Source organism: Nonomuraea sp. NPDC003709 (assembly GCF_040610775.1).
Taxonomy (GTDB): Bacteria; Actinomycetota; Actinomycetes; order Streptosporangiales; family Streptosporangiaceae; genus Nonomuraea; species Nonomuraea angiospora_A.
In genome coordinates, this window is record NZ_JBEXMW010000002.1 from 115,124 (window position 1) to 139,618 (window position 24,495).

Genomic DNA, 24,495 nt, shown 5'->3' on the forward strand with positions numbered 1-24,495 from the left:
CACGACGAGCCGGCCGGGTCAGGAGTCGCGGAGCTTCTTCAGCAGGGCGATGTCCTCGGCGTGCTTGGGCGCCTTGCCCGGCGTCTCGATGCAGATCGGCACCCCCGCCACGGCCGGGTGGCGCATGAGGTCGGCGAACGGCTGCGCGCCGATGTGGCCGGCCCCGATGTTCTCGTGCCGGTCCTTCTTGGCGCCGCACACGTCCTTGGAGTCGTTGGCGTGGATCAGCTTGAGCCGTCCGGGGGCTATCTCGTGCAGCGCGTCGAACGTCTCCTTCACCCCGCCCGGCGCCGCGAGGTCGTGGCCGGCGGCGAAGGCGTGGCAGGTGTCGAGGCAGATGCCGACGCGCGGATGCCAGTCGAGCGCGGCCAGGTAGGGCTCGATGTCCTGGACGGTGGCGCAGAGCATGGCGCCCTGCCCCGCCATCGGCTCCAGCAGCAGGTCGGGGCCGCCGTCGGGGATCTCCTCCAGCAGCGGCAGCAGGTTTTCGCGCACCTGGCGCAGCGCGTCGTCGCGCGATTGGGTGACCGCCGAGCCCGTGTGCACCACGACTCCCTTGGCGCCGATCTCGGCGCCGCGCCGCAGCGTGTGGCGCACCAGCGCGATGGAGTTGGCCAGGGTCTCCGGGCTGGGCGAGCCGAAGTTGGCGAGATAGGGCACGTGGACGAACGCCTCGACGCCCGACTCGGCCAGCTTGGCGTCCTCGGCGGGCTTGCCTTCGGCGAGCGCCCAGGCGCGCGGGTTGGTCACGAAGACCTGGATCATCTCGGCGCCGATCTCGGCCATGTATGCCAGGCCGCCCGTCGCGAGGCCGCCCGCGACGAGTACGTGCCCGCCGATCAGGGATGTTGGGGTCATGATGGGTCTCAGTGTAGGCGCACGCCCCGACATCCCGGGGGCCGGCGCGGACCGGGCGCGTCGGAACGCCGGTTGGATGATGACACGAAAAGTCCTGGCCGCGGGGGTGGCAGCTTCGGAGTTCTCGCGGATGGACCGGGCACGTAGCGGGTGTGTGTACTTCTGACATGCCCGACACGCTGAGCGACTTCAACGCCGGCTCCCCGGCCGGCGCCGAGGAGGAGCTGCTGGCCTGCTGCGCCTCGCGCGCCTTCGCCGCGAAGGTGGCGGCGCTGCGGCCGTACGACGACGTCGACGAGCTCGTCGCGACCGCCGAGGCGGCCGTCCGGGACCTGGGGTGGGACGACGTGATGGAGGCGCTCGGGGCGCACCCGAGGATCGGGGAGCGGGCGGCGGGCGAGGCCAGGGAGGCGTCGTGGTCGCGCCAGGAGCAGTCCGGGGTGGAGGAGGAGGCGCGCCAGGCGCTGGCCGCGGGCAACAAGGCGTACGAGGACCGGTTCGGGCACGTCTACCTGGTCTGCGCCACCGGGCTCACCGGGGCCCAGATGCTGGCCAGGCTGCGCGAGCGGCTGGGCAACGACGAGGAGAGCGAGCGGGCGGCCGTGCGGGGCGAGCTGGCCGCGATCACCGCGCTGCGGCTGCGCAAGCTCATGAAGGAGGGGACATGAGCTTCTCGACGCACGTGCTGAACGCGGTCACCGGGCTGCCCGCGCGGGGCGTCCACGTCCGCCTGGAGCACGAGGGCCGGGTGGTGGCGGAGGGGCGCACCGACGACGACGGGCGCATCAAGGGCTGGAACCCGGGAGCCGGCGTCCACCGGGTCGTCTTCGACACCGGGGCCTACCTGGAGGAGACGTTCTATCCCGAGGTCGTCGTCACCTTCACCGTCGCCGACCCCGAACGGCACTACCACGTGCCCCTGCTGCTCAGCCCGTACGCCTACTCCACCTACCGAGGGAGCTAGATGTCCATCAGGCTCGGACCCAACCGCTACGGCAAGGCGGAGACCAGGCTCGTCCGCGTGGTCAGGGACGGCCCCGTCCACCACGTCAAGGACCTCAACGTCAGCACCTCCCTCTCCGGCGACATGGAGGCCGTCCACCTGACCGGCGACAACGCCGCCGTCCTGCCCACCGACACGCAGAAGAACACCGCGTACGCGCTGGCGAAGAAGCACGGCGTCGGCCAGATCGAGGAGTTCGCCCTCCTGCTGGCCAGGCACTTCGTGCAGGCGCAGCCGACCGTCCACCACGCCAGGGTCGAGATCGACGAGTACGCGTGGACCCGCCGCGGGCCGCACTCGTTCGTCCGCGACGGCGGCGAGGTGCGCACGTGCGTCGTCCACCACGACCGGGACGGCCGCTCCACCGTGGTGTCCGGGCTCAAGGACCTGGTGCTGATGAACACGACCGGCTCGGAGTTCCACGGCTACATCGTGGACGAGTACACCACGCTGCCGCCCACCACCGACCGCGTCCTGGCCACCGCCGTCGCCGCGCGCTGGCGGCACGCGGGGGAGACGCCCGCGTACGGCAAGTCGTACGAGCAGGTGCGGCAGTGCCTGCTGGACGCGTTCGCCGACACCCACAGCCTGTCGCTCCAGCAGACCCTTTACGCCATGGGCGAGCGCGCCCTGAACACCTGTCCCGAGATCTGCGAGATCCGGCTCGCGATGCCGAACAGGCACCACTTCGCCGTGGACCTGTCGCCGTTCGGCCTGGCCAACGAGAACGAGGTCTTCCACGCCGCCGACCGCCCTTACGGCCTGATCGAGGGCAGCGTGCTGCGGGAGGACGCACCCGGCGCCGGATTCGCCTGGGAGTAGGAGACATGGACTTCTTGCGACCCACGACGTGGGAGGAGGCGCTGGCCGCCAAGGCGGACCGGCCCGACGCGGTGCCCATCCAGGGCGGCACCGACGTGATGGTGGAGATCAACATGGACGTGCGCAGGCCCGCCGCGCTGCTCGACCTCAACCAGGTGGCCGAGCTGCGGGAGTGGGCCATGGTGGGCGGCATGTGCCGGCTCGGGGCCGCGGTGCCGTACGCGCGGATCATCGAGGAGCTGGCCGGGCCGCTGCCGGGGCTCGCCCAGGCCGCGCGCACGGTCGGCTCGCCGCAGATCCGCAACCGCGGCTCCGTCGGCGGCAACCTCGGCGCTGCCTCGCCCGCCGGCGACAGCCACCCGCCGCTGCTGGCGGCCGGCGCGGTGGTCGAGGCGGAGTCGCGCGAGCGCGGCGTCAGGATGATCCCGGCCGACGACTTCTACCTGGGGGTCAAGCGCAGCGCGCTGGAGCCGGACGAGCTGATCAGGGCCGTGCACGTCAGGCCCGCGACCGGGCCTCAATACTTCTCCAAGGTCGGCACGCGCAACGCCATGGTGATCGCGGTGTGCTCGTTCGCGATCGCGCTGCACCCGGACGAGCGGCGGGTCGGCACGGGGATCGGCTCCGCGGCGCCCACGCCGCGCCGGGCGCTGGAGGCGGAAGAACTGCTGGCCCGCGAACTAGACTGGACGGCGCCGCTCGATCCGGCGCTGACCAGGCGATTCGGCGAGCTGTGCGCGGCGGCCGCGGCGCCGATCGACGACGTACGGGGCAAGGCCGCCTACCGGGTGCACGCCATCGGCGTGATGGCCCGCCGCACGCTGGCCTGGGCCTGGAACGACCATCTGGGAAAGAGGGCCGCCTGATGCGCGTCACCTTCACCGTCAACGGCCGGGAAGAGATCGCCGACGACGTCTGGGAAGGCGAGAGCCTCCTGTACGTGCTGCGCGAGCGCGTCGGGCTCCCCGGCTCCAAGAACGCCTGCGAGCAGGGCGAATGCGGATCCTGCACCGTCTATCTCGACGGCCTGCCGGTCTGCTCCTGCCTGGTCGCCGCCGGGCAGGCCGAGGGGCGTCAGGTGCGCACCGTCGAAGGGCTGGCCGAGGAGGACCGGCTCGACCCGGTCCAGCAGGCGTTCGTGGAGTGCGGGGCCGTGCAGTGCGGGTTCTGCACGCCGGGGCTGCTGGTGCAGGCGCACGACCTGATCGCGCGGGTGGAGCGGCCCTCCGACGCGGAGATCAGGGAGGCGCTGGCCGGGAACCTGTGCCGGTGCACGGGCTACGAGAAGATCATCGAAGCGGTACGGCTGGCGGCGTCGCGGAAGGCGGCCGCCGAGTGAGCCTGCTCATCGAGAACGTCCACATCGCGCCGGTCGCCGGCCCGGAGATCCAATCCGGATATATCAGGATCGAGGGGGACCGGATCGCGGAGCTCGGCCCCGGGCCCGCGCCTGCTGCTCCGGGTGCGGCCAGGGTCGACGGCACCGGCTGCCTGGCCACCCCCGGCCTGGTCAACACCCACCACCACCTCTACCAGTGGGCCTCGCAGGGCCTGGCCCAGGACGCGACGCTGTTCGAGTGGCTGGTCGCGCTCTACCGGGTGTGGGCCGCCATGGACGCCGAAGTGGTCAACGGGGCGGCCACGGCGGGCCTCGGCTGGCTGGCGCTGTCGGGCTGCACCACCTCCAGCGACCACCACTACATCTTCCCCAAGGGCAGGGGCGACCTGTTCGCGGCCGAGATCGAGGCCGCCCGCGAGGTGGGCATCCGCTTCCACCCCGCCCGCGGCTCGATGGACCGGGGCGAGTCGCAGGGCGGGCTGCCGCCGGACGTCGTGGTCGAGGAGCTGGACGAGATCCTGACCGCCACGTCGGAGGTCGTGGACGCCTACCACGACCCGTCGTTCTCCTCGATGCTGCGGATCGCGGTCGCGCCGTGCTCGCCGTTCTCCTCCAGCGCCGAGCTGATGACCGAGTCCGCCGCCCTGGCCAGGGCCAAGGGCGTACGCCTGCACACGCACGTCGCCGAGACCTCGGACGAGGACGAGCACTGCCTGGCCCAGTTCGGCCTTCGCCCCGTGGACTACATGGAGAAGCTGGGCTGGCTGGGGCCCGACGTGTGGTTCGCGCACTCCGTACACCTGAGTGACGACGACATCGGCAAGCTCGCCGCCACCGGCACGGGCTCGGCGCACTGCCCCTCGTCGAACGGCCGGCTCGGCGCCGGCATCGCCCGCGTCTCCGAGATGCTGCGCCGCGGCGCGAACGTGGGCCTCGGCGTGGACGGCAGCGCCTCCTCCGAGCTGACGCCGCTCGTGGGAGAGTTGCGGCAGGCCCTGCTCTTCCAGCGCGCCAGGTACGGCCCCCAGGCGCTCACCGCCCGCCAGGCCCTCGAGATCGCCACGCTCGGCGGGGCCCGCAACCTCGGCCGCGAGCACGAACTCGGCACCCTCGAACCCGGCAAGCTGGCCGACCTCGCCCTCTGGCGCGTCGACGGCCCCTTCACCTCGGCGGTGGCCGACCCGGTCTGCGCGCTCGTCTTCGGCCCCCCGCCGCCGCTGGCGCGGGTGCTGGTCGGCGGCCGGGTCGTGGTCGAGGACGGCGAGCTGCGGACCGTCCCCCAGGACGCCGCCGGGCGCGCGGGCGCCGAGGCCCACCGCCGGCTGATGCGGCTGGCGGACGAACGTGGCCTGACCGCCGCCAAGGAGCTCCACTGACCGGGAGACTAGGGTGGGAATGTCCCGAACGAGCAGGAAGGCGATCCCATGCCCGAGGAACTCCCCGACGAGCGGCTGGCGCAGCTCAAGAGCACTTTCGCGTCGATCGACACGGACGGCGACGGCTACATCAGCGAGGCCGAGCTGACGAAGCACTTCCCGGGTCTCCCGGCGGAGGCGCTGGGGGCGATGAGCCAGGCCGCCGACTCCGACCAGGACGGCCGCTACTCGCTGGAGGAGTTCATCCGCACGGTCTCCTGACCTTTCCGGGTCACCTGGCGCATCCGCGTCGAAGAACCGGCCGCGACGCCCGTCGGTCAGGCGGGCAGGCCGGTGTGGTCCTCCTCGAAGATGTCGGCCGCCGACCGGACGATGAGCGGGTCCGGGGCGCCGACCACCTCGTAGTCCTTGTTGTCGTAGTGGAACAGGCTCAGCACGTGACGCATGGCCTCCACCCGGCCGCGCTTCTTGTCGTTGCTCTTGATGACCGTCCAGGGAGCCTCGGCGATGTCGGTGTGGAGGAACATCTCCTCCTTGGCGACGGTGTAGTCGTCCCACCTGTCGAGCGAGGCCAGGTCCATCGGCGACAACTTCCACTGCCTCACGGGGTCGACCTGGCGGATGATGAAGCGGGTGCGCTGCTCGGAGCGGGTCACCGAGAACCAGAGCTTGATCAGACGGATGCCGTCGCGTACCAGGGCCCCCTCGAACTGCGGCGCCTGCTGCATGAACTCGCGGCACTGGGCCTCGGTGCAGAAGCCCATCACGCGCTCGACCCCGGCACGGTTGTACCAGGAGCGGTCGAACAGGACGATCTCCCCGGCGGCGGGCAGGTGGGCGATGTAGCGCTGGAAGTACCACTGGGTGCGCTCGCGCTCCGACGGCTTCTCCAACGCGACCACCGTGGCGCCGCGGGGGTTGAGGTGTTCCATGAACCGCTTGATGGTGCCGCCCTTGCCCGCCGCGTCCCGGCCCTCGAACAGGATGACCAGCCGCTCCCCGTTCGCCTTGACCCAGTACTGCAGCTTGAGCAGCTCGATCTGCAGCAGCCGCTTGACGCGCTCGTACTCCTGCCGCTGCATTCGCTCGGGATACGGATAGTGCTCGCGCCAGGTGTCGAACGGGCTGCCGTCAGGCCGCAGCAGTACCGGATCGTCATCGTCACTGTCGTCCACGATCAGGCCCGGCGTCGAATCCAGCAAGCGAACCTGCTCCGTGTCCGGAAGGGCAACCTGCTTCACGCCCACCGCCTCGTCGTTTCCGCCTCGCATCAGCTTCCCGTACCCGCCAAGCCATCAGGGGAACAATTCGGGACGATCGGGTTAATGCCATACGGCATCACCAGCACCGTGCGGTCGCCCTGGCCGCCGGCGAACCGGTGTGGTTCCTTGGAACACACCAGTGTCAAGATGATGGGCCACGCCTTCCTGCCCGCTCGCACCGGGCAGGAAGGCGTGTCAGGACATTGTTCACCATCCTGTAGGGGTTCGTAGTGGTTCAGCAGGTTCTGGTCGCCCCCGACAAGTTCAAGGGGTCGCTGACGGCGGCCGAGGTGGCCGCCCGGGTCTCGGCCGGGCTCGGCGTGCCCACGGTGGAGCTGCCGGTGGCCGACGGGGGCGACGGCACCGTGGACGCGGCCGTGGCCGGCGGGTTCAGCCGGGTCACGATCGAGGTCACCGGGCCCACCGGCGAGCGGATCTCCGCCTCGTATGCCTGGCAGGACGCCGACGCGACGGCGGTGGTGGAGCTGGCGGAGGCGTCGGGGCTGCGCCGCCTCCCCGGCGGGCACGAGCCGCTGACCGCCACCAGCCACGGCACGGGCGAGCTGATCGCGGACGCCGTGCGCCGGGGCGCCAAGCGCGTGGTCCTGGGGCTGGGCGGGAGCGCCTGCACCGATGGGGGAGCGGGCATGGCGCAGGCGCTCGGCGCGCGCCTGCTGGACGCCGACGGCGGCGACCTCCCCCGGGGCGGGGCCGCGCTGAAGGAGCTCGCCCGGATCGACCTGTCGGGGTTCACGGACGTCTCCGGCGTGGAGTTCGTGGTGGCCAGCGACGTGGACAACCCGCTCCTCGGCCCGCACGGCGCCGCCGCCGTCTACGGGCCCCAGAAGGGCGCCACCCCGGACGACGTCAAGACGCTGGAGGCCGGTCTGACCCGGCTGGCCGCCGTCGCGACCGCCACTCACGGGCTGATGGGCGCGGTCGAGCACGACGACACGCCGCGCGCGATGGGCGTGGCGGGCGCGCCGGGGGCGGGGGCGGCCGGCGGGGTGGGGTTCGCCGCGCTGGCGTTCCTGCACGCCGAGATCCGGCCCGGCATCGGCTACCTGCTCGACCTGCTCGGGTTCGGCGAGCTGGTCAAGGACGCGCGGCTGGTGATCACCGGCGAGGGGTCGCTCGATGAGCAGTCCCTGCGCGGCAAGGCCCCCGTCGGCGTGGCGCGGGCCGCGGCCGAGGCGGGCGTCCCCGTGGTGGCCGTCTGCGGGCGCCGTACGCTCACCGACGACGAGCTGCGGGCCGCCGGCATCGAGGCCGCCTACGCCCTCATCGACCTCGAACCCGACCCCGAGCGCTGCATGGCCGAGGCCGGACCCCTGCTCGAACGCCTGGCCGCGCGGCTGGCCGCCGTCCATCTCCAAGAGGACTAGATGATCGATCTGGTGATCCGATCCCGCCGCACCGTCACCCCCGAGGGGGAGCGGGCGGCGGCGGTGGCCGTGCGGGGCGAGAAGATCGCGGGCCTGTACGACTACGACGCCCCGCTCGACGCCGCCGAGGACATCGACCTGCGCGACCTGGCCCTGCTCCCCGGCCTGGTCGACACCCACGTGCACGTCAACGAACCGGGGCGGACGCACTGGGAGGGGTTCGGCTCGGCGACCAGGGCGGCCGCCGCCGGAGGCGTCACCACGATCCTCGACATGCCGCTCAACTCCCTCCCGCCCACCGTGAACGTGGCCGCCTTCGAGGCCAAGCTGCGGGCCGCCGAGGGGCAGTGCCACGTGGACGTGGGCTTCTGGGGCGGGGCCGTGCCGGGCAACGTCAAGGACCTCGCGCCCCTGCGCGAGCGCGGGGTCTTCGGGTTCAAGTGCTTCATGTCGCCGTCGGGGGTGGAGGAGTTCCCGCCGCTCGGCGACTCCGAGCTGCGGGAGGCGCTGACCGAGGTCGCCGCGGTCGGCGGGGTGATGGTGGTGCACGCCGAGGACCCGGCGCTGCTCGGGGAGCCGGCCGGGCCGACGTACCGGGAGTTCCTGGAGTCGCGGCCGGGGGAGTCGGAGCGCAGCGCCGTCGCGCGGGTGGTGGGGCTGGCGGCGCGGACCGGCGCCCGGGTGCACATCCTGCACGTCTCCAGTGCCTCCTGCCTGGAAGTGCTGGAGTCGGCCCAGGCCGAGGGCGTGGCGGTCACGGCGGAGACGTGCCCCCACTACCTGACGCTGGCGGCCGAGCAGGTGCCCGAGGGGGCGACCGCGTACAAGTGTTGCCCGCCCATCCGCTCCGAGGCCAACCGCGACCTGCTGTGGGACGGGCTGGCCAGGGGCGTGCTGAGCTGCGTCGTGTCCGACCACTCGCCCTCGCCCGCCGACCTCAAGGTGCCCGACTTCGCCGCCGCCTGGGGCGGCATCGCCTCGCTCCAGCTCGGGCTGCCCGCGGTCTGGACGGAGGCGACGAGGAGGGGGCACGGGCTGGGGGACGTGGTGCGCTGGATGTCGGGCAATCCGGCGGCGATGGCCGACATTCCCGGAAAAGGCGGGATAAAGCCGGGTAATGATGCCGATCTGGTGGCCTTCGACCCGGCCGCCGACAACCCCGTGGACGCCGCGCGCCTGCACCACAAGAACCCGGTCACCCCGTACCACGGCCAGGTGCTCAAGGGCGCCGTACTGACCACCTGGCTGCGCGGGCGGCCCGTGGACGACGTGCCGCACGGACGATTCCTGTTGGGAGAGCAGTAGTTTGCCAGGTTTCAGCACCCTGCCGGACCTCGCCCTGCGCACGCTCGGCGGCTCGGTCGTGGCGGCCAGCGACGAGTCGTTCGCCGAGAAGGAGAGCCTGATCCGGCCGGGGCGGCCCGGTTTCCAGGCGGAGACGTTCGGGAGCAAGGGGCAGGTCTACGACGGGTGGGAGACCCGCCGCCGCCGCTCGCCCGGCCACGACTGGGCCCTGGTACGGCTCGGCGTCCCCGGCGTGATCCGCGGCGTGGTGATCGACACGGCCTGGTTCAAGGGCAACTACCCGCCCCACGCCCGCGTCGAGGCGGCCTCGGTCGAGGGCCACCCCTCCCCGGCCGAGCTCGAGGCCGCTGCGTGGACGGAGATCGTGCCCCGGGCCGAGCTCACCGGCGACAGCGAGCACCACTTCGCCGTCACCGACGAGCGCCGGTTCACCCACGTGCGGCTGAGCATCTTCCCCGACGGCGGCGTCGCCCGCCTCCGGGTGCACGGGGAGGCCCGGCCCGACCTGTCCGTGTACGACGGGCTCGGCCTCGACCTGGCCGCGCTCGCGAACGGTGCGCTGGTCACCGCCTGCTCCAACGAGTTCTACTCGGCCCCCAACAACGCCATCGCCCCCGGCCTGGCCCGCCACCAGGCGGAGGGCTGGGAGACCGCCCGCCGCCGCGGCGACGGGAACGACTGGCTGGTCATCCGGCTGGCCGGGCGCGGCGTGATCGGTCTGGCCGAGATCGACACCACGAACCTGCTGTTCAACGCGCCGGGCGCGGTCTCGCTGACGGGCCTGGACGGTGACCGGGAGGTGGAGCTCCTCCCGAGGACCCGCCTGCAGCCCGACACCCCGCACCGCTTCCGCCTGGCCCACCCTGACCCGGTCACGCATGTACGGGTGGACATCTACCCGGACGGCGGCCTCGCCCGCGTCCGCCTCCACGGCCACCTCGCGACGCCCTGACCAACCCGCGTCCGCCTCGCCAACCCCAGGCCGTGGCGGCCGCCCAAGCCTCAGCGCCGCCTCACCCGTGCGACGGCTCCCTGCCGGCGGCGCGGGCGTTCCGGTGATCGCCCGTGTGTCGCCGAAGGGACCTCACTGCCAGAGGACGACCGTGGCCCCCTGCGGCCGCTCGCTGTTGGGCAACGGCCGCTGGAACTGGACCACCCCGCGGTTGCCCAGCCGCTGCACCCGCACCTTGAACCCCAGCGCCTCTAACTCCGCCTTGGCGTCCCTGACCTCCTTGCCGATCACCGCCGGCACCAGGGCGAACTGCTGGTCGTCGCGGGCCTCGTCGTCCCTGTCGCCGTTGAACCAGTCCCAGAAGTCCGTCTGGCACCGGGCCACCGTGACCATGACCTGCGCGCCCTTGTCCACCTCGGACTTCGCCTTGGGCGTCTGCGCGATGACCGTGCACGGCTCGGCGTCGTCGTCGACCTCGTTGACCTGCACCTGGAAGCCCAGACCGCCGAGATATTGGGCGGCCTCGTCCTTGGGCATGCTGTTGACGTCGGGCATCACCATGCCGGCGCTGACGTAGATGTCGACCTTGGCGCCCTCCCGCACCTTCTCGCCGACCTGCGGCGAGGTGCGGATGACCTTGTCGCGCTCGACCTCCTGGTTGGCCAGCCGCTTGACGACGCCCACGGTCAGCCCGGCATCGGCGATCTTGGCCCGGGCCTGGTCGCCGGTCATGCCCTCGGTGTTGGGCACGGCGACGCGCTTGGGCCCGAGCGAGGGGACCAGCGTGATCGTGGTGCCCTTCTCCACCTCGGTGGCGGCCGCCGGGTCGGTGCTGAGGACCAGGCCCGCGGCCATCTTCTCGTTGTTGACGCCGTCGGCCTCCTGGACCTTGAAACCGGCCGCGGCGGCGCTGCTCTTGGCCAGCGCCAGGTTCTTGCCGACCAGGTCGGGGACGGAGACCATCTCGGGCTGCGCGAAGTACCAGCCGGTCAGCCCGACCGCGACCACCATCACCCCGGCCAGCAGCACCAGGAACCAGTTGGGCTTGAACCCCGCCCGCTGCCGCTGCGGCGGCACCTCCGCCCGCGGCTGGATCAAGGTGTGGGCGGGGGCGGGCTGGGGCATCGAGGCGGCGCCGGAGGCGTTGAACACCTGCGTCTGAGCGTGGGAGGCCGGCGGGTTGGTCAGCCGCGGCAGCATCCGGTGCGCGTCGACGGCGGCCACGAGCATCGCGGTCGCGTCGGCGGGGCGCTGGTCCGGCTCGCGGGCCGTCGCCTGGGTCACCAGCGTGTCGATCAGCGGCGGCACGTCGGGGAACACCGAGGACGGCGCGGGCACGGTGTCGTGGACGTGGCGGTAGGCCACCGACATGGGCGTCGCGCCGTCGTACGGCTGCTGGCCGGTGACCAGCTCGAACAGCATGATGCCCGCGGCGTAGACGTCGCTGCGCACGTCGGCGGCGCCGGTGGTGACCTGCTCGGGCGCCATGTAGCCGATGGTGCCGATCATCACGCCGGTGCGGGTCTGGTTGGTGGCCTCGATGGCCCGGGCCAGGCCGAAGTCGACGACCTTGACCCGGCCGTCGTCGGTCATCAGGACGTTCTCCGGCTTCACGTCGCGGTGGACCATCCCGGCCTGGTGGGCCGCGCCGAGGGCGGCGAGCACCGGGATCATGATCTCGAGCGCCTCGCGGGCGGGCAGCCTGCCGCGCTCACGAAGGATGTCGCGCAGCGTCTTGCCGGGCACGTACTCCATCGACAGGTAGACGACGTCGTTGTCCGTGCCCTGGTCGAAGACGTGCACCACGTTGGGGTGTGAGAGGCGGGCAACCGACTTGGCCTCGCCGATGAACCTCCGCACGAACGCGGGGTCCTCGGCCAGTGAGCCGTGCATGACCTTCAGCGCCACCGTCCGGTCCAGGCGGACGTCCAGCGCGAGGTAGACGGTCGCCATACCGCCCCGGGCGATCCGGCTCTCGATGCGGTAGCGCCCATCGAGGAGCCGCCCGACCAGGGGGTCCGCAGTCGTCGTATCCACCCCGCTGAGTTTACGGGCGTTTTGCCACTGGGAGGGCCTCGCCGCCCGAAACCGATGCTGAGACGTTCCCGTTGGAACGTCCCAGCTCCCCACGTGTCCCTCGGGTCAGCGAGTCATCGTCACTCGGGCCGGGGGCCACCGGCACTCGGGCCGGGGGCCACCGGCACTCGGGCCGGGGAGTCGTCGGCACTCGGGGGAGGGGGGCATCGGCACTCCGGTCAGGGAGTCATCGGTGAGGAGGCCTCGGCGTAGCGCCTGCGCGGGATGCGGCCCGCCAGCCGCGCCAGCCGTCCGGCCTCCACGGCCTGCTTCATGGCGAGCGCCATGAGATCGGGCCGCTGGGCCCTGGTGACCGCCGTGGCCAGCATCACGGCGGCGCAGCCCAGCTCCATCGCCAGCGCGGCGTCGCTGGCCGTGCCGATGCCCGCGTCGAGCACCACCGGCACGGAAACGGCCTCCACGATCAGCTCGATGCTGTGCGGGTTGCGGATGCCGAGGCCCGAGCCGATCGGCCCGCCCAGCGGCATGACGGCCGAGCAGCCCGCCTGCTCCAGCCGCCGGGCCAGCGCCGGGTCGTCCCCGATGTACGGCAGCACCACGAACCCGTCGGCCACCAGTCGCTCGGCCGCGTCGAACGTCTCGATCGGGTCGGGCAGCAGGGTCCGCTCGTCGGAGATGACCTCGACCTTGATCCAGTTCGTGCCGAGGGCCTCCCTGGCCAGCCGCGCCGTCAGCACGGCCTCGCCGGCCGTGAAGCAGCCCGCGGTGTTGGGGAGCACCTTGATGTCCCGCTTGCGCAGCACGTCCAGGACCGAGCCGCGGGCGTTCGGGTCGAGCCGCCGGATCGCCACCGTGGTCAGCTCGGTGCCGGACGCGGCCAGCGCCTGGTCGAGCACGTCCAGCGAGGGCGCGCCGCCGGTGCCCATGATGAGCCGGGAGGAGAAGCTCTCCCCGGCGATGATCAGATCATCCACCTTGCACCGCCGTCAGAACCTCCACCCGGTCACGGTCGCTGAGCGCCGTCGTCTCCCACGAGCTCCGCGTGACCACCTCGTCGTTGACGGCCACGGCCACTCCGGTGGTGGCCGTGGTCAATGTGCGTACGGCCTGCGCCACGGTCGTGCCGTCGGCCACCTCGTGCGAGGCCCCGTTGATCATCACAATCATGAAATATCCCGAAATCTCCCGGGCGAGCACATTGCCGCGAGCTCGCCCTCCTCGCCCAGCAGGATGTCCGCAGTGAGCGGCGCCAGGAGCACGCCGCCGCGGTGATGGCCGGTGGCCAGCGCCAGCCCCGGGGTGCCGCTCGGGCCGATGAGCGGCAGGTTGTCCGGCGTGCCCGGCCGCAGCCCGGCCACCACGTCGGAGACCTCCAGCTCGGTGATGCCCGGCACCAGCTCCCTGGCGTCGCGCAGCAGCTCGTAGAGCCCGCCCGCGGTCACCCTGGTGTCGAAGCCCATCTCCTCCTGCGTGGCCCCGACCACCAGCTCGCCGTCACCCCGGGGGACGAGGTAGACCGGCGTGCCGTGCACGGTGCCGCGGACGCACCGGGTGAGCAGCGGCTGCGGCGAACGCAACCGCATGATCTGCCCCTTGACCGGCCGGACCGGCACCTCGGCCAGCCCGGCGCTCCACGCCCCGGCCGCCAGGATCACCCGCTCCGCCCGCAGCTCGGCTCGCCGGTCGTCGCCGCCGGGCGGCTCCAGGCGTACCCCTGTGACCCGGCCGCCGTCGCGCAGCAGCTCGCCGACGCGCGCCCGTACGAGCTGGACTCCCCGCCGGTCGAGCGCGGCGAGCAGCGCCGCCGTCACGCGGCGCGGGTCCACCCAGGAATCGCCGACGGCCAGCAGCCCGCCCCGCACCGAGGGAGCCAGCATGGGCTCCAGGCGGCGGCACTCGCGGCCGGTCAGCCGCCGGACGGGGAGCTCCAGATTCTCCAGGTACGCGGCCAGCTCGTCCAGCGCGGCCAGGTCGTCCGCCCCGAACGCCACGTCGAGAGTTCCCTCGGAGCGCAGGTCCAGGGCCTCGGGGCCGGCCAGCCCCGCGTCGGCGGCCAGCTCGGCGGCGAAGGCGGGCCAGCGACGCAGCGACGCCACGCCGAGCCGCAGCAGCGGCACCTCCGTGTAGGTGACCTCGCTGACCGGCGCCAGCATCCCCGCCGCCGCGTGTGAGGCCCCCGAGGCGGGGGCCGGGTCCACCAGGGTGACGGGCCGCCCTTCGCGGGCAAGCCGCCAGGCCAGCGAGAGGCCGACGACCCCGCCGCCCACGATCACATCCATTCGCGCTCCCTTCGCCGGCATGATCCGGATCAGGTGTCTTGCGGTCGAAGGCCCGATGGCAGCCTTCCTCTCAGCCCGGTCACGGCCGGACTCCCGCGCGTCTTACGCCCCCAGCCTACGGCCTCGCTGCGACGCCCGGACACCGGCCCACGTTAGGGTCATGAACGTGAACGAAGTCGTGGTGGTGGGAGCGGGCCTGGCCGGAGTGCGCACCGTGGAGGCGCTGCGCGCACGCGGGTTCGGCGGGCGGATCACGCTGGTCGGCGAGGAGCGGCATCGCCCCTACGACCGTCCACCCCTGTCCAAGGCCGTGCTGTTCGGCGACGCCGACACCAGCTACGTCGACACCGACCTGGCCTCGCTCGACGTGGTGTTCCAGCCGGGGGTCAGCGCCAAGGCGCTGCGCGAGGGGGTCGTGGAGACCACCGAGGGCGAGCTCGGCTACGACGGGCTGGTCATCGCCACCGGCGCCGAGCCGATCAGGCTGCCCGGCGACGGCCCGCAACACGTGCTGCGCACGCTCGACGACGCCCACGAGCTCAGGGCCATGCTCGTCCCCGGCGCCCGCGTCTCGATCATCGGCGCCGGCTGGATCGGCGCGGAGGTGGCCACCGCCGCCCGCCGCGCCGGGTGCGCGGTGACCGTGATCGAGGCCGGCCCGGCGCCGCTCGCGACGGCCGTCGGCGCCGAGATCGGGGCCCGCACCGAGCGCTGGTACGACGGCATCGACCTGCGGCTCGACACCATGGTCGACTCCGTGGACGAGGGCGGCGTGCGGCTGGTGGGCGGCGAGTTCGTGGACGCCCACGTGGTGGTCACGGGCATCGGCGTGCGCCCCGCCGTCGAATGGCTCACCGGCGCCGACATCGACCTCCACAACGGCGTCGTCGTGGACGAGCACCTGCGCGCCTCCCTCCCGAACACGGTCGCCGTCGGCGACTGCGCCGCCTGGTGGTCGCGCCGCTGGCAGACCAGGCTCAGGGTCGAGCACTGGGACACCGCGCTCAACGCCCCCGAGGTGGCCGCCGCGAGCTTGCTGGGCGAGGACGTCCCGTACGATCCCGTTCCGTACTTCTGGTCGGAGCAGTTCGGGCACATGGTGCAATACGCCGGTCATCATTTGGCAGGCGAGCGCCTGATCTACCGGGGCGAGCCGGAGGGCAAGTGGTCGGCCGTCTGGCTCACGGCCGACGACGCCCTCGCCGCGGTGCTCGCCGTGGACCGGCCGCGAGACCTCGTACAGGGGCGCAGAATCATCGACGCGGGACACCGTCTCGACGCGGAACGCCTGGTAGATCCAGAAGTCCCTCTACGGGATTGTGTTGTTTGAGCAAGCACGGCATGTGGTAGTTGTGGTTTCGTGACGCTTTCTGTTGCACAGATCGACCGGGAGACCGACCAACTCGTCGACGAGTGGCTCACGCTCCCCGAAGTGGCCTCGCGCCTAGACCTTCCGATCGGGCGGGCCAAGCAACTCCTCAAGGACCACAAGCTGCTCGGCGTACGCCGGGGGGGCGGCGGGCCACAAGTGCCCGCTGTGTTCCTCGATGGAAAGGATGTGATGAAGGGCCTGCCCGGCACGCTGACCGTGTTGCTGGACGCCGGCTACGACGAGGTCGAGTCGCTGCGCTGGCTCTTCACCCCTGACGAGTCCCTGCCCGGATCGCCCATCGAGGCGATCAAGGCCGGCCGTCATACTGAGGTCAAGCGGCGTGCCCAAGCCCTCGGTTTCTGAAGCCCGCCTCTATCTCTGCACCGACGGCCGCCGCGACCGCGGCGACCTGGCGGAGTTCCTCGACTCGGTGCTGGCCGGCGGCGTGGACATCATCCAGCTGCGGGAGAAGGGTCTGGAGGCCCGCGAAGAACTCGCGCTCCTCGAAGTCTTCCGCGACGCCTGCGACCGGCACGGCAAACTGCTGGCCGTCAACGACCGGGCGGACGTCGCCTACGCCGCCCGGTCCGACGTGCTCCACCTGGGGCAGGACGACCTTCCTGTGACGGTCGCGCGAGAGATACTCGGCGACGACATCGTCATCGGACGGTCCACCCACTCCGCGGCCGAGGCTTCCGCCGCGGCAGCGGAGCCGGGCGTCGACTACTTCTGCTGCGGCCCCATCTGGCCCACGCCCACCAAGCCCGGCCGCCCGGCCCCCGGCCCGCCGCTGCTCCGGCACGCGGCGGCGCTGGAGACCTCGCGGCCGTGGTTCGGGATCGGCGGCATCGACCTCGCGAACCTGGACGAGGTGATGTCGTACGGCGTGCGCCGCGTGGTGGTCGTACGCGCGATCACGGACGCGGAGGACCCGGGCGCGGCGGCGGCGGAGTTCGCCAAGCGCCTGTCCTCCGCCTGACCGACAAGCCCTTGACCGACAAGCCCCTGACCGACATGAGCCCCTGACCGCGGCGGCCACCTGACCACAGGAGGCCGCCCGGCCGTACGGGGCCCTGTGACCCACGAGGCGCCCGCCACCACACGGGCGCCTCCGAGTCGGCGGCCGGGCCCACGGCGGCGACCCCGGGCAGGTCAGGTCAGGTCAGGTCTTGCGGGAGGTGGCGGCGATGGCCAGCTCCGTCAGAGCCGCGCGCGCCTCCACCGTGATCGGCGCCTCGTCCAGCGCGGACAGCGCGTCCCCCAGATAGTCGCCGATCAGGTCCTCGCACTCCTGCAGCGCGCCCGTCTCGTCGATGATCTGCCGCAGCGTCTCCACCCCGTGCTCGTCCAGCCCGGGATCCCCCAGCAGCCGCCGGACGGTCTGCGCCGCACCCGGGGACGCGGCAGCCAGCGTGCGGGCCACGAGCATCGTCCGCTTGCCCTCCCGCAGGTCGTCTCCGGCGGGCTTGCCCGTCTGCGCCGGGTCGCCGAACACCCCCAGGATGTCGTCACGCAGCTGGAACGCGATCCCGACCCGCCTGCCGTAGCCCGTGCACAGCTCGTCCATCCAGGGCGCGAGCTTGCCGCCGGCGAGCACCAGCCCGAGCCTGAGCGGTTGTTCCACCGAGTATTTGCCGCTCTTGAACAGCGCTACCCGCAGCGCCGACTCGAACGTGTTCTCGCCGTGCGCCTGCTCCAGCAGGTCGAGGTACTGGCCGCACATCAGCTCCGTACGCATGTGGTCGTGCACGGGCTGGGCCGCCGCCAGGGACTCGGGCGGCAGGCCGCTGGTGCGCCACATCTCGCCCGACCAGATCAGCAGCAGGTTGCCCAGCAGGATCGCCGCACCCTCGCCGAACTGCTCCGCGGACCCGTACCAGGCGGACTTCTCGTGCAGCGCCTGGAACCGGCGGTGCGCGGACGGCATGCCCCTGCGCAGGTCGCTCTTGTCCATCACGTCGTCGTGCACCAGCGCGCTGGCCTGCAGCAGCTCCAGCGAGGCCGCCGCGGTGAAGATCGCGGGCACGTCCGTGCCGCCCGCGCCGCGCCAGCCCCAGTAGCAGAACGCCGGACGCAGCCGTTTGCCGCCGGCCAGCAACTCGTCGGCGGCTGTGCGCAGCGGCTCGAGCTCGGGGTCACCGGGGGCGGGCAGCTGTCGTTCGACGAACTCTCCGAGGGCACGCTCCACCTGTGTGCGCAGGGTGTTCATGCCAACGGCGTCAGTGGTCATGCCTTGAGACTAGTGGCCGCGTGCGGGGGAGCGGATGTGCAGGTGTCCCAATAGGGGCATCTGGGGTGGCGTGGACGGCGATGTGCCGCTCGTGCCGGTGACATGGCTGTGGCGGCAGGGGTGACACGGCCGTGACCTTGAGTCGGTGAGCTCCCTGTAACCTTGGCACATGGCGCTTGGTCGACCCTCCATCCTGCCCGATCGTGTTCCCACCGTCCGCGACATGCTCGCCGCCGGTGGCCGGTCGTTCTCCTTCGAGTTCTTCCCGCCGAAGACCGACGAGGGAGAGCGGCAGCTCTGGAAGGCGATCAGGGAGCTGGAGTCGCTGCGGCCGACGTTCGTGTCGGTGACCTATGGCGCGGGCGGCTCCACGCGTGACCGCACGGTCGACATCGTCGAGCGGATCGCCCACGACACGACGCTCACGCCCGTGGCGCACTTCACGGCGGTCAACCACTCGATCCGCGAGCTGCGTCACCTGGTGGGGCGCTTCGCCGACGCCGGGGTGCGCAACATCCTGGCCGTCCGCGGCGACCCCCCTGGCGACCCAACGGCCGAGTGGTTGCAGCACCCCGAAGGCGTCCTCTACGCCGAGGAGCTGGTGCGGCTGATCAGGCAGGCGGGCGACTTCTGCGTCGGCGTCGCCGCCTTCCCGTACAAGCACCCGCGCTCGCCGTCCATCGAGAGCGACACCGAGTTCTTCGTACGCAAGTGCGAGGCGGGGGCCGACTACGCGATCACGCAGATGTTCTTCCGCGCGGACGACTACCTGAGGTTGCGCGACCGGGTGGCGGCCAGGGGGTGCGACACGCCGATCATCCCCTGCATCATGCCGGTGACGCAGATGAGCACGATCGCGCGCTCGGAGCAGCTGTCGGGAGCGCCGTTCCCGGCGGAGGTGGCGGCCCGCTTCGAGGAGGTCGCCGACGACCCGGCGGCGGTGCGGCGGCTGGGCATCGAGCACGGGGCCGAGCTGTGCCGGCGGCTGCTCGACGAGGGCGCGCCGGGCATCCACTTCATCACTTTCAACCGCTCCAGCGCGTCGCGCGAGGTCTTCGAACGCCTCGACGCGGTGCCCCTTTCCGCCTGAAAACCCGCCTGAAAACCTTTCGTTCTTTACGGCGGAGCACGGGCGGCGCCACCCGCCGCCCGTGGCCGATGGCCTCCAGGAAGACGCCCGCTGACCCGCACGTGGCCAGCCGCCGCAACGGCGCAACGTGGGCCACCGCCCACCCGCCGCACGCATTGCGCCGCCCCCGCCGCCCATCTTCCCGCGGCACGCATTGCGCCGGAGAGGGGTTGTGCGGACCTGGGCCGCACGCCGGGTGGGAGGCGCGCTGGGCGGAGTCGGACTCCGGGTGGGGGAGGCGCGCTGGGGTTGGGCGCGTCGCTTCGCGTTCCGCTGGCCGTCCTTCCGTCGCCACGCCGTGGGACCGGGCCCGATCTCGTCGCTCGCAGCGCTGGGTCCAGAGGGCTTCACCTCGTAGTGCTGGGTCCACGGGACCGTTGCCCTGTGGCTTTACCGGGTCGTCGCCTGCTACGTCGGGACCATCGGGTCGTCGCCCGCACGGCTGGGTCCGGGACCGTCGCCTCGTGGTGCCGGTCCACCCAGGTCGTCGCCCGCCGTGCCGAGACCGTCGGTCGTCGGTTGCCGTGGGGTTCGTCGGGGTGGTGAGTGCGATGGGGAGGAAGGGGCCCGTCACCCGCCCGCAGGGGGACCGGGCGGGTGACGGGCAGGGGGCAGTAGACGGTCGGTAAAGGGGTGGCTACCTTGCGTAATGGATGGTGCCCCAAGGGGTCGGCAGACAAACCCAATGGTCACGGGTTCGTCAGGGACGTGATCCTCACGTCAAGGGCAGGGGGCGGCCCATGATGGCGTAGTCCTCGTAGCCGCCCGGGAAGATGAACCTCGTGAGCAGGTCCGTGAAGCCCATGCTGGCGTAGAGGTGGCGGGCGGCCGTGGGCTGGTCGTGGGTGGACAGGACGGCCGAGCGCTCGGGGCGGCCCGCGCAGAGGGTGCGGATCATGGCGCGGCCGATGCCCTTGCTCTGGAAGTCCGGGTGGACGTGGATCTCGGCCAGCTCCAGCGCGTAGCCGAGCCAGGCGTTGGCGGCCTCCTGGCCGATCCGGTCCGTCAGGGCGCGGAAGACCACGTCGTGCCACCACTGCCCGGGGGTGCCGCGGAAGCCGTAGGCGAAGCCGACGGTGAGAGGGGTGGAAAGGGACGGATCACGCAATTCTGCGAAATAACACTGAAAATGGGGATAAGTCGCGTGATTTCGCATGATGGTTTTGCGCCCGTTGATCTGGTCCGCGGGCGGGTTCATGGCAGCCGCGTAGACGTCGATCACCGTGTCCAGCCGCTCGACGAACTCGGCCGGCCCCGCCCCGCGAAACTCGATCACCCGTCGCACACTACTCGACGTCCACCGCCGTACCGCCGGTGATCCGCACGAGCTCGTCAAACGTCGTCGGGAACACGGTCAGCGGATGCCCCCCGGCCGCCCACACCACCTCGTGCTTGCTCAGCCAGTTGTCCACCAGGGTCCGCACGGGCGCCGGGTGCCCGACCGGGGCCACGCCGCCGATGGGCTGGCCGGTCGCCGCCCTCACGAACTCCGGCGTCGCCCGGCGTACCTTCCCGACTCCCGCGGTGCGGGCGATCAGCTCCACGTCCACGCGGTGCGCCCCGCTGGTCAGCACGAGCAGCGGCGCGCCGTCCGCGTCGAAGATCAGGCTGTTGGCGATGGCCCCGACCTCGCACCCGACCTGGGCCGCGGCGGTCGCCGCCGTGGGCGCCTTCTCGGGCAGGACGATGACCTCACCGTCCGCCCCCAGTTCGCGCAGGGCGGATTGAACGACGACCGCGTTGGACGGCAACTTCTCAGACATGGACACACTCTAAACAGGTTGACCGCTTCATTACCGATTCATGATGAGTGGTATAAGGTCAACTGATCGTTTGCTCATGGTATGCGAGGTGGTACTGGTGGGGGCTCGACGGCTGCCCGGAGTGGCTGCTCTCCTGACGGCAGGCGCCGTCGCACTCTCGGGCTGCGGCGCGCATGGATTGCATCGTTCGACGGCGTCCATGAGGACGGCGTCCCCGCCCGCCACACATACTTCTGCGGGAGCCCGATCCGGTCCCGCCGCCATCACCCCCGCCACGGTCACCGCGCCGCGCAAGACGCTCAGGCTCGGCGCCAAGGGCAAGTCCGTCCAGTGGCTGCAGAGGCGCCTGGTCCAGCTCGGCTACCGCCCCGGCAGGGCCGACGGCCGGTACGGGGGCGCGACGCTGGCGGCCGTGTGGGCGTTCCAGAAGGTGAACGGCATCAAGCCGACCAGCACCGTCGCCAGGCGCACGTGGGACGCCCTGGAGACACCCAGGTCGCCGCAGGTCCTGGTCAGGAACGGCAAGCCGACCCGCGCCGAGGTCAACCTCACCAAGCAGATCATGGTCCTGTACGTGGACGGCGAGGTGAAGCTGATCACCCACGTGTCCTCCGGCAGCGGCGTCCCCTACTGCGAGACCGCCGCGTGGCAGGGCAAGCAGCAGCGGTTCTGCGGCTCGGCCACCACGCCGACGGGCGACTACGCGACGACGTGGCGCGCTCGCGGCTGGCACAAGTCGTACCTGGGGCAGCTCTACAACCCGATCTTCTTCAACGGCGGCATCGCCTTCCACGGCGCGCTGTCGGTGCCGCTGTATCCGGCTTCGCACGGGTGCGTGCGCATGCCGATGAACGTGGCCGAGGTCCTGCCCGGGATGCTGGGCAAGGGCGTTCCGGTGCACGTCCGGGGCAGGTTCAAGCGGCTCTGAGACGCGCGTTCTGAGCGCGCCCGCCGCGCCGCCGGCGGCATAACGCCCGCATAACCAGAAGCGGTGACGGGCCCGTTATGCCGCTTTTGCTGGACTCCCTCCTGACTTTCTTGGGGGGAGAGCATGACGACTGCGTTCATGACGCCGGCGCCCGTTCACGCGGCGGCGCGGCATACGGGACGGGCCCGCCTGTGGTGGCTGCTGGCGGCCGGGTGGGTCGCCCACGTGGTGTTACGGCTGTGGCTGTACCGGTATCACGCGGGACCGGTGGCGAACCCGGACGAGACCGGATATCTCCTCGCCGCCCGCTGGCTGGCCGGCGGACCGGGCGCCGACCTCACCGGCTCGACGTTCTACCAGGGCGGCTATCCGCTGCTGCTGGTCCCGGTCTTCTGGCTGACCTCTGACCCCGTCCTGGCGTACCGGCTGGTGGCCGGGGTGGGGTCGATGGCGGCGGCGAGCGCGTACCCGCTGGCGTACCTGCTGCTGCGGCGGATGGGCCTGGGCAGGCGGGCGGCGCTGATCACGGCGTTCGTCGCGGCGCTGTCGCCGGCGCTGGTGGTGTTCTCCGGGCTGGCGCTGACCGACGCGATCCTGCCCGTGCTCGTGCTGGCCTGGCTGCTCGCGCTGCACGACCTGGTCGCGTACGGGTCGGCGCGGGCCGGGGCGGTGGCGGGCGCGCTGGCGGCGTTCGCGATGGCGGCCCATCTGCGGGGGACCGTGATCCTGGCGGTCTGCGTCCTGGTCGTCGTGGTGGTGTGGGTCCGCAGAAGGGCGGTGGTGCCGGGCCGCGGCAGGGCGGTGGGTCCGGCGGATGCGGTGGGTCCGGCGAGGGCGGTGGGTCCGGCGGTCGCGGCGCTGGTGAGTGCGGCCGTGGTCGCGGTGGCGGGCAAGGCGCTCAACGGGGCGCTGAGTGCCGCGCTGTATCCGGGCGGGCCCCGCGACCTGTCGGGGCTGCTGGTGTCCAGGCTCACGAGCCTCGAAGGCCAGGCGTGGGCGCTGTCGGGGGCGGTCGGGCAGCTCTGGTACCTCGTCGCCGGCACCTGGGGACTCGCGGGCGTCGGCCTGGCGGGCGCGGCGGCCACACTGGTACGGCGGTCCGCGCCGTACGCGCACCGCGTCCTGGCGGGCACGCTGCTGCTGACGACCCTGGGCATCGCGTACGCCTCCTCGGCCGCCCTCCCGGACGAGCACCGCGTCGGCAACTACGTCTACGGGCGCTACCTGGCCTGCGTCGCCGTGGCCTGGACGCTCGCCGGCCTGATCGTCCTGATCAAGGGTGGGCGCCTGGCCGTGGTGCGGCACGCGCTGGCCGCCGCCGGGCTGATGGCGGTGACCGGCGGGGTGGCCGCCTGGTACGCGGGGGACCGGCTGGAGCGGTACGCGTTCATCGCGTTCGACTTTCCCGAAGTGATCTTTCTCACGGGTGAGAACGACGCGCTGAACCTGGTCGAGGCCTCCGTGCCCGCCCTGATCCTGCTGGCCTGCCTGACCGGGGCGGCCTTCCTGACCGCGCGCCGGGCCAGGCTGCTGCTGGTGGTGGGCGTGCTGGCGCTGATCGACATCGCGTTCACGGCCGGGCAGGCGCCCGCCCGACCGTCGGGCGGCGTGGACTGGCTGCCCGCGCCGCCTCCCGGGCGCGTGGCGGTGGACCGGCGGGTGCGGTGGAACATCTGGGTGCCGCTGTCGTACCGGGTGTCGTGGACCCGGATCGAGTTCTACAACGGCCGGCCACCGGCGGGCGCGTGCACGGCCGTGGTCCCGTACGGGACGGCTCCGCCGGCGGGCTGGGCCGCCACGGGACGTGGCGGTGCCCAGATGGGCTGGACGACCTGGTCGAACGACGGCTGCCGCTGAGCCCTCAGGCCCGGGCGCCCGTGGCCCGCCTGCCCTGAAGTCCGGGCGCCCGCGGTCCGCCCGCGTTCAGGCTCGGGCGCTCGCGGTCCGCCTGCCCTCCGCGGCGGCCATCGCCACCCCCGCGGCCTGTGCCAGCCCGGCCGCCACCAGGACGAGTACGGTGGCCGACTGCCACCCGGGAAGGCCGCCGGCGAAGTCTGGGGTGTCGTAGAGCCCCGCCAGCGCCCGGGCGGGGTTGACCAGCGCGACGAGGACCGCGAGGGCGTACGGGACGATCAGGACGCCCGACAGCACGAGCAGGGGCGTGCGGCCCCGGCCGCCCCGCCGCAGGAGCACGCCGATGACGGCGTACACCACTCCCAGGACCCCCACGACCACGGCGGTGGCCAGGACCAGCCGCCAGGAGTCCCTGCCCAGCCCCGTCATCCCGTCGGCGGCGAGCCGGCCGCCCGCCCACTCCGGGCCCGTGATCTGCGCCTTGACGGCCGCCTCGATGGCCACGTGGTTGACCCCCGCGTACGCCGCCGCCAGGACCGGCCCCAGCGCCGGCAGGACGAAATCGATCAGCCACCTCTTGCCCGCCATCCGCCCCCCTCTC

General features: G+C 72.3%; 26 protein-coding genes and 1 riboswitch. Of the genes, 16 read left to right on the forward strand and 10 right to left on the reverse strand.

The features are described 5' to 3' along the window. Positions 1 to 18: 18 nt before the first annotated feature. Entirely contained in the window at positions 19 to 858 is an 840-nt protein-coding gene (locus tag ABZX61_RS04995) for a deoxyribonuclease IV (protein ID WP_350729033.1), read from the reverse strand. A 167-nt stretch (positions 859 to 1,025) separates the two neighbouring features. On the opposite strand from ABZX61_RS04995, the gene uraD reads away from it, so the two are divergent. Genes uraD through ABZX61_RS05030 form a run of 7 tightly spaced genes read left to right on the forward strand, consistent with a single transcriptional unit; the run spans position 1,026 to position 5,659 of the window. Next, positions 1,026 to 1,526, forward strand: a complete 501-nt coding sequence (gene uraD, locus ABZX61_RS05000) for a 2-oxo-4-hydroxy-4-carboxy-5-ureidoimidazoline decarboxylase (RefSeq protein ID WP_355191621.1) — start codon at positions 1,026 to 1,028, stop codon at positions 1,524 to 1,526. Further along, complete coding sequence (uraH, locus tag ABZX61_RS05005) at positions 1,523 to 1,822, forward strand: hydroxyisourate hydrolase (protein WP_185072939.1); 300 nt, start codon at positions 1,523 to 1,525, stop codon at positions 1,820 to 1,822. Before uraD ends, uraH begins: the two co-directional genes overlap by 4 nt. After that, a complete protein-coding gene (pucL, locus tag ABZX61_RS05010) occupies positions 1,823 to 2,683 on the forward strand; it encodes a factor-independent urate hydroxylase (RefSeq protein ID WP_355191624.1) in 861 nt (286 codons plus the stop codon). It begins immediately after the preceding gene. Between the two features lie 5 nt (positions 2,684 to 2,688). Beyond that, a complete protein-coding gene (locus tag ABZX61_RS05015; protein WP_350729038.1) occupies positions 2,689 to 3,549 on the forward strand; it encodes a xanthine dehydrogenase family protein subunit M in 861 nt (286 codons plus the stop codon). Then, the gene (locus ABZX61_RS05020) at positions 3,549 to 4,022 is read left to right on the forward strand and encodes a (2Fe-2S)-binding protein (protein WP_350729040.1); all 474 of its coding nucleotides are present in this window, start codon (positions 3,549 to 3,551) and stop codon (positions 4,020 to 4,022) included. Before ABZX61_RS05015 ends, ABZX61_RS05020 begins: the two co-directional genes overlap by 1 nt. Then, positions 4,019 to 5,398: an 8-oxoguanine deaminase gene (locus tag ABZX61_RS05025; protein ID WP_355191627.1), complete on the forward strand. Its 1,380-nt coding sequence runs from the start codon at positions 4,019 to 4,021 to the stop codon at positions 5,396 to 5,398. Before ABZX61_RS05020 ends, ABZX61_RS05025 begins: the two co-directional genes overlap by 4 nt. A gap of 48 nt (positions 5,399 to 5,446) precedes the next feature. Then, positions 5,447 to 5,659: an EF-hand domain-containing protein gene (locus ABZX61_RS05030; protein ID WP_350729043.1), complete on the forward strand. Its 213-nt coding sequence runs from the start codon at positions 5,447 to 5,449 to the stop codon at positions 5,657 to 5,659. A gap of 56 nt (positions 5,660 to 5,715) precedes the next feature. Here ABZX61_RS05030 and ppk2 read toward each other — a convergent pair whose 3' ends face one another. Then, positions 5,716 to 6,600, reverse strand: a complete 885-nt coding sequence (gene ppk2 / locus ABZX61_RS05035) for a polyphosphate kinase 2 (RefSeq protein ID WP_355191629.1) — start codon at positions 6,598 to 6,600, stop codon at positions 5,716 to 5,718. Between the two features lie 290 nt (positions 6,601 to 6,890). On the opposite strand from ppk2, the gene ABZX61_RS05040 reads away from it, so the two are divergent. The 3 genes from ABZX61_RS05040 to alc are packed head-to-tail and all read left to right on the forward strand — an operon-like array spanning position 6,891 to position 10,302. Further along, positions 6,891 to 8,045 (forward strand): glycerate kinase, encoded by a 1,155-nt coding sequence (locus ABZX61_RS05040; protein ID WP_355191631.1) that lies wholly within the window; start codon positions 6,891 to 6,893, stop codon positions 8,043 to 8,045. Continuing rightward, complete coding sequence (gene allB, locus ABZX61_RS05045; protein ID WP_355191633.1) at positions 8,046 to 9,350, forward strand: allantoinase AllB; 1,305 nt, start codon at positions 8,046 to 8,048, stop codon at positions 9,348 to 9,350. Position 9,351: 1 nt separating this feature from the next. Continuing rightward, positions 9,352 to 10,302, forward strand: a complete 951-nt coding sequence (alc, locus tag ABZX61_RS05050) for an allantoicase (protein ID WP_350729049.1) — start codon at positions 9,352 to 9,354, stop codon at positions 10,300 to 10,302. Positions 10,303 to 10,434: 132 nt separating this feature from the next. Here alc and pknB read toward each other — a convergent pair whose 3' ends face one another. The 4 genes from pknB to thiO form a co-directional block, all read right to left on the reverse strand. After that, the gene (gene pknB, locus ABZX61_RS05055) at positions 10,435 to 12,339 is read right to left on the reverse strand and encodes a Stk1 family PASTA domain-containing Ser/Thr kinase (RefSeq protein WP_355191635.1); all 1,905 of its coding nucleotides are present in this window, start codon (positions 12,337 to 12,339) and stop codon (positions 10,435 to 10,437) included. Between the two features lie 218 nt (positions 12,340 to 12,557). Further along, positions 12,558 to 13,313 (reverse strand): thiazole synthase, encoded by a 756-nt coding sequence (locus ABZX61_RS05060; protein ID WP_355191637.1) that lies wholly within the window; start codon positions 13,311 to 13,313, stop codon positions 12,558 to 12,560. Next, positions 13,306 to 13,506 (reverse strand): sulfur carrier protein ThiS, encoded by a 201-nt coding sequence (thiS, locus tag ABZX61_RS05065; protein ID WP_350729053.1) that lies wholly within the window; start codon positions 13,504 to 13,506, stop codon positions 13,306 to 13,308. The genes ABZX61_RS05060 and thiS overlap by 8 nt, the downstream gene beginning before the upstream one ends. Further along, positions 13,503 to 14,618: a glycine oxidase ThiO gene (gene thiO / locus ABZX61_RS05070; protein WP_355191639.1), complete on the reverse strand. Its 1,116-nt coding sequence runs from the start codon at positions 14,616 to 14,618 to the stop codon at positions 13,503 to 13,505. Before thiO ends, thiS begins: the two co-directional genes overlap by 4 nt. Next, positions 14,608 to 14,725, reverse strand: a riboswitch (TPP riboswitch). It overlaps the preceding gene by 11 nt. 53 nt (positions 14,726 to 14,778) lie before the next feature. Here thiO and ABZX61_RS05075 point away from each other — a divergent pair. From ABZX61_RS05075 to thiE, 3 genes are read left to right on the forward strand one after another with little or no spacing between them, the layout of a single operon-like run. After that, positions 14,779 to 15,948, forward strand: a complete 1,170-nt coding sequence (locus ABZX61_RS05075; protein ID WP_355191641.1) for an FAD-dependent oxidoreductase — start codon at positions 14,779 to 14,781, stop codon at positions 15,946 to 15,948. Positions 15,949 to 15,978: 30 nt separating this feature from the next. Next, positions 15,979 to 16,353, forward strand: a complete 375-nt coding sequence (locus ABZX61_RS05080; RefSeq protein ID WP_355191643.1) for an Rv2175c family DNA-binding protein — start codon at positions 15,979 to 15,981, stop codon at positions 16,351 to 16,353. Continuing rightward, the gene (gene thiE, locus ABZX61_RS05085) at positions 16,331 to 16,969 is read left to right on the forward strand and encodes a thiamine phosphate synthase (protein ID WP_350729060.1); all 639 of its coding nucleotides are present in this window, start codon (positions 16,331 to 16,333) and stop codon (positions 16,967 to 16,969) included. The genes ABZX61_RS05080 and thiE overlap by 23 nt, the downstream gene beginning before the upstream one ends. Positions 16,970 to 17,152: 183 nt before the next feature. Here the strand turns inward: thiE and ABZX61_RS05090 are convergent, their stop codons facing one another. Continuing rightward, positions 17,153 to 18,220: a polyprenyl synthetase family protein gene (locus tag ABZX61_RS05090; RefSeq protein WP_350729061.1), complete on the reverse strand. Its 1,068-nt coding sequence runs from the start codon at positions 18,218 to 18,220 to the stop codon at positions 17,153 to 17,155. A 169-nt stretch (positions 18,221 to 18,389) separates the two neighbouring features. On the opposite strand from ABZX61_RS05090, the gene metF reads away from it, so the two are divergent. Then, entirely contained in the window at positions 18,390 to 19,310 is a 921-nt protein-coding gene (gene metF, locus ABZX61_RS05095; protein WP_355191646.1) for a methylenetetrahydrofolate reductase [NAD(P)H], read from the forward strand. Between the two features lie 754 nt (positions 19,311 to 20,064). Here the strand turns inward: metF and ABZX61_RS05100 are convergent. Next, positions 20,065 to 20,625, reverse strand: coding sequence for a GNAT family N-acetyltransferase (locus ABZX61_RS05100; RefSeq protein WP_355191648.1), 561 nt, complete (start codon positions 20,623 to 20,625; stop codon positions 20,065 to 20,067). A 10-nt stretch (positions 20,626 to 20,635) separates the two neighbouring features. After that, positions 20,636 to 21,112, reverse strand: a complete 477-nt coding sequence (locus ABZX61_RS05105) for a YbaK/EbsC family protein (RefSeq protein WP_350729065.1) — start codon at positions 21,110 to 21,112, stop codon at positions 20,636 to 20,638. Between the two features lie 199 nt (positions 21,113 to 21,311). On the opposite strand from ABZX61_RS05105, the gene ABZX61_RS05110 reads away from it, so the two are divergent. Beyond that, entirely contained in the window at positions 21,312 to 22,040 is a 729-nt protein-coding gene (locus ABZX61_RS05110; RefSeq protein ID WP_355191650.1) for a L,D-transpeptidase family protein, read from the forward strand. A gap of 123 nt (positions 22,041 to 22,163) precedes the next feature. Continuing rightward, positions 22,164 to 23,897, forward strand: a complete 1,734-nt coding sequence (locus ABZX61_RS05115; RefSeq protein ID WP_355191652.1) for a hypothetical protein — start codon at positions 22,164 to 22,166, stop codon at positions 23,895 to 23,897. Positions 23,898 to 23,963: 66 nt separating this feature from the next. Here the strand turns inward: ABZX61_RS05115 and ABZX61_RS05120 are convergent, their stop codons facing one another. Continuing rightward, positions 23,964 to 24,482: a hypothetical protein gene (locus ABZX61_RS05120; protein ID WP_355191654.1), complete on the reverse strand. Its 519-nt coding sequence runs from the start codon at positions 24,480 to 24,482 to the stop codon at positions 23,964 to 23,966. Between the last annotated feature and the right edge of the window lie 13 nt (positions 24,483 to 24,495).

Excerpts from the sequence above, each read along its gene's own strand:
- allB (WP_355191633.1), top strand. The coding sequence starts at position 8,046 with ATGATCGATCTGGTGATCCGATCCCGCCGCACCGTCACCCCCGAGGGG.
- ABZX61_RS05115 (WP_355191652.1), top strand. The coding sequence starts at position 22,164 with ATGACGACTGCGTTCATGACGCCGGCGCCCGTTCACGCGGCGGCGCGG.
- ABZX61_RS05120 (WP_355191654.1), bottom strand. The coding sequence starts at position 24,482 with ATGGCGGGCAAGAGGTGGCTGATCGATTTCGTCCTGCCGGCGCTGGGG.
- pucL (WP_355191624.1), top strand. The coding sequence starts at position 1,823 with ATGTCCATCAGGCTCGGACCCAACCGCTACGGCAAGGCGGAGACCAGG.
- metF (WP_355191646.1), top strand. The coding sequence starts at position 18,390 with ATGGCGCTTGGTCGACCCTCCATCCTGCCCGATCGTGTTCCCACCGTC.
- thiO (WP_355191639.1), bottom strand. The coding sequence starts at position 14,618 with ATGGATGTGATCGTGGGCGGCGGGGTCGTCGGCCTCTCGCTGGCCTGG.
- ABZX61_RS05110 (WP_355191650.1), top strand. The coding sequence starts at position 21,312 with ATGAGGACGGCGTCCCCGCCCGCCACACATACTTCTGCGGGAGCCCGA.
- ABZX61_RS05015 (WP_350729038.1), top strand. The coding sequence starts at position 2,689 with ATGGACTTCTTGCGACCCACGACGTGGGAGGAGGCGCTGGCCGCCAAG.
- uraD (WP_355191621.1), top strand. The coding sequence starts at position 1,026 with ATGCCCGACACGCTGAGCGACTTCAACGCCGGCTCCCCGGCCGGCGCC.
- ABZX61_RS05030 (WP_350729043.1), top strand. The coding sequence starts at position 5,447 with ATGCCCGAGGAACTCCCCGACGAGCGGCTGGCGCAGCTCAAGAGCACT.
- ABZX61_RS05090 (WP_350729061.1), bottom strand. The coding sequence starts at position 18,220 with ATGACCACTGACGCCGTTGGCATGAACACCCTGCGCACACAGGTGGAG.
- uraH (WP_185072939.1), top strand. The coding sequence starts at position 1,523 with ATGAGCTTCTCGACGCACGTGCTGAACGCGGTCACCGGGCTGCCCGCG.
- ABZX61_RS05105 (WP_350729065.1), bottom strand. The coding sequence starts at position 21,112 with ATGTCTGAGAAGTTGCCGTCCAACGCGGTCGTCGTTCAATCCGCCCTG.
- ABZX61_RS04995 (WP_350729033.1), bottom strand. The coding sequence starts at position 858 with ATGACCCCAACATCCCTGATCGGCGGGCACGTACTCGTCGCGGGCGGC.
- ABZX61_RS05075 (WP_355191641.1), top strand. The coding sequence starts at position 14,779 with ATGAACGTGAACGAAGTCGTGGTGGTGGGAGCGGGCCTGGCCGGAGTG.
- thiS (WP_350729053.1), bottom strand. The coding sequence starts at position 13,506 with ATGATTGTGATGATCAACGGGGCCTCGCACGAGGTGGCCGACGGCACG.
- ABZX61_RS05020 (WP_350729040.1), top strand. The coding sequence starts at position 3,549 with ATGCGCGTCACCTTCACCGTCAACGGCCGGGAAGAGATCGCCGACGAC.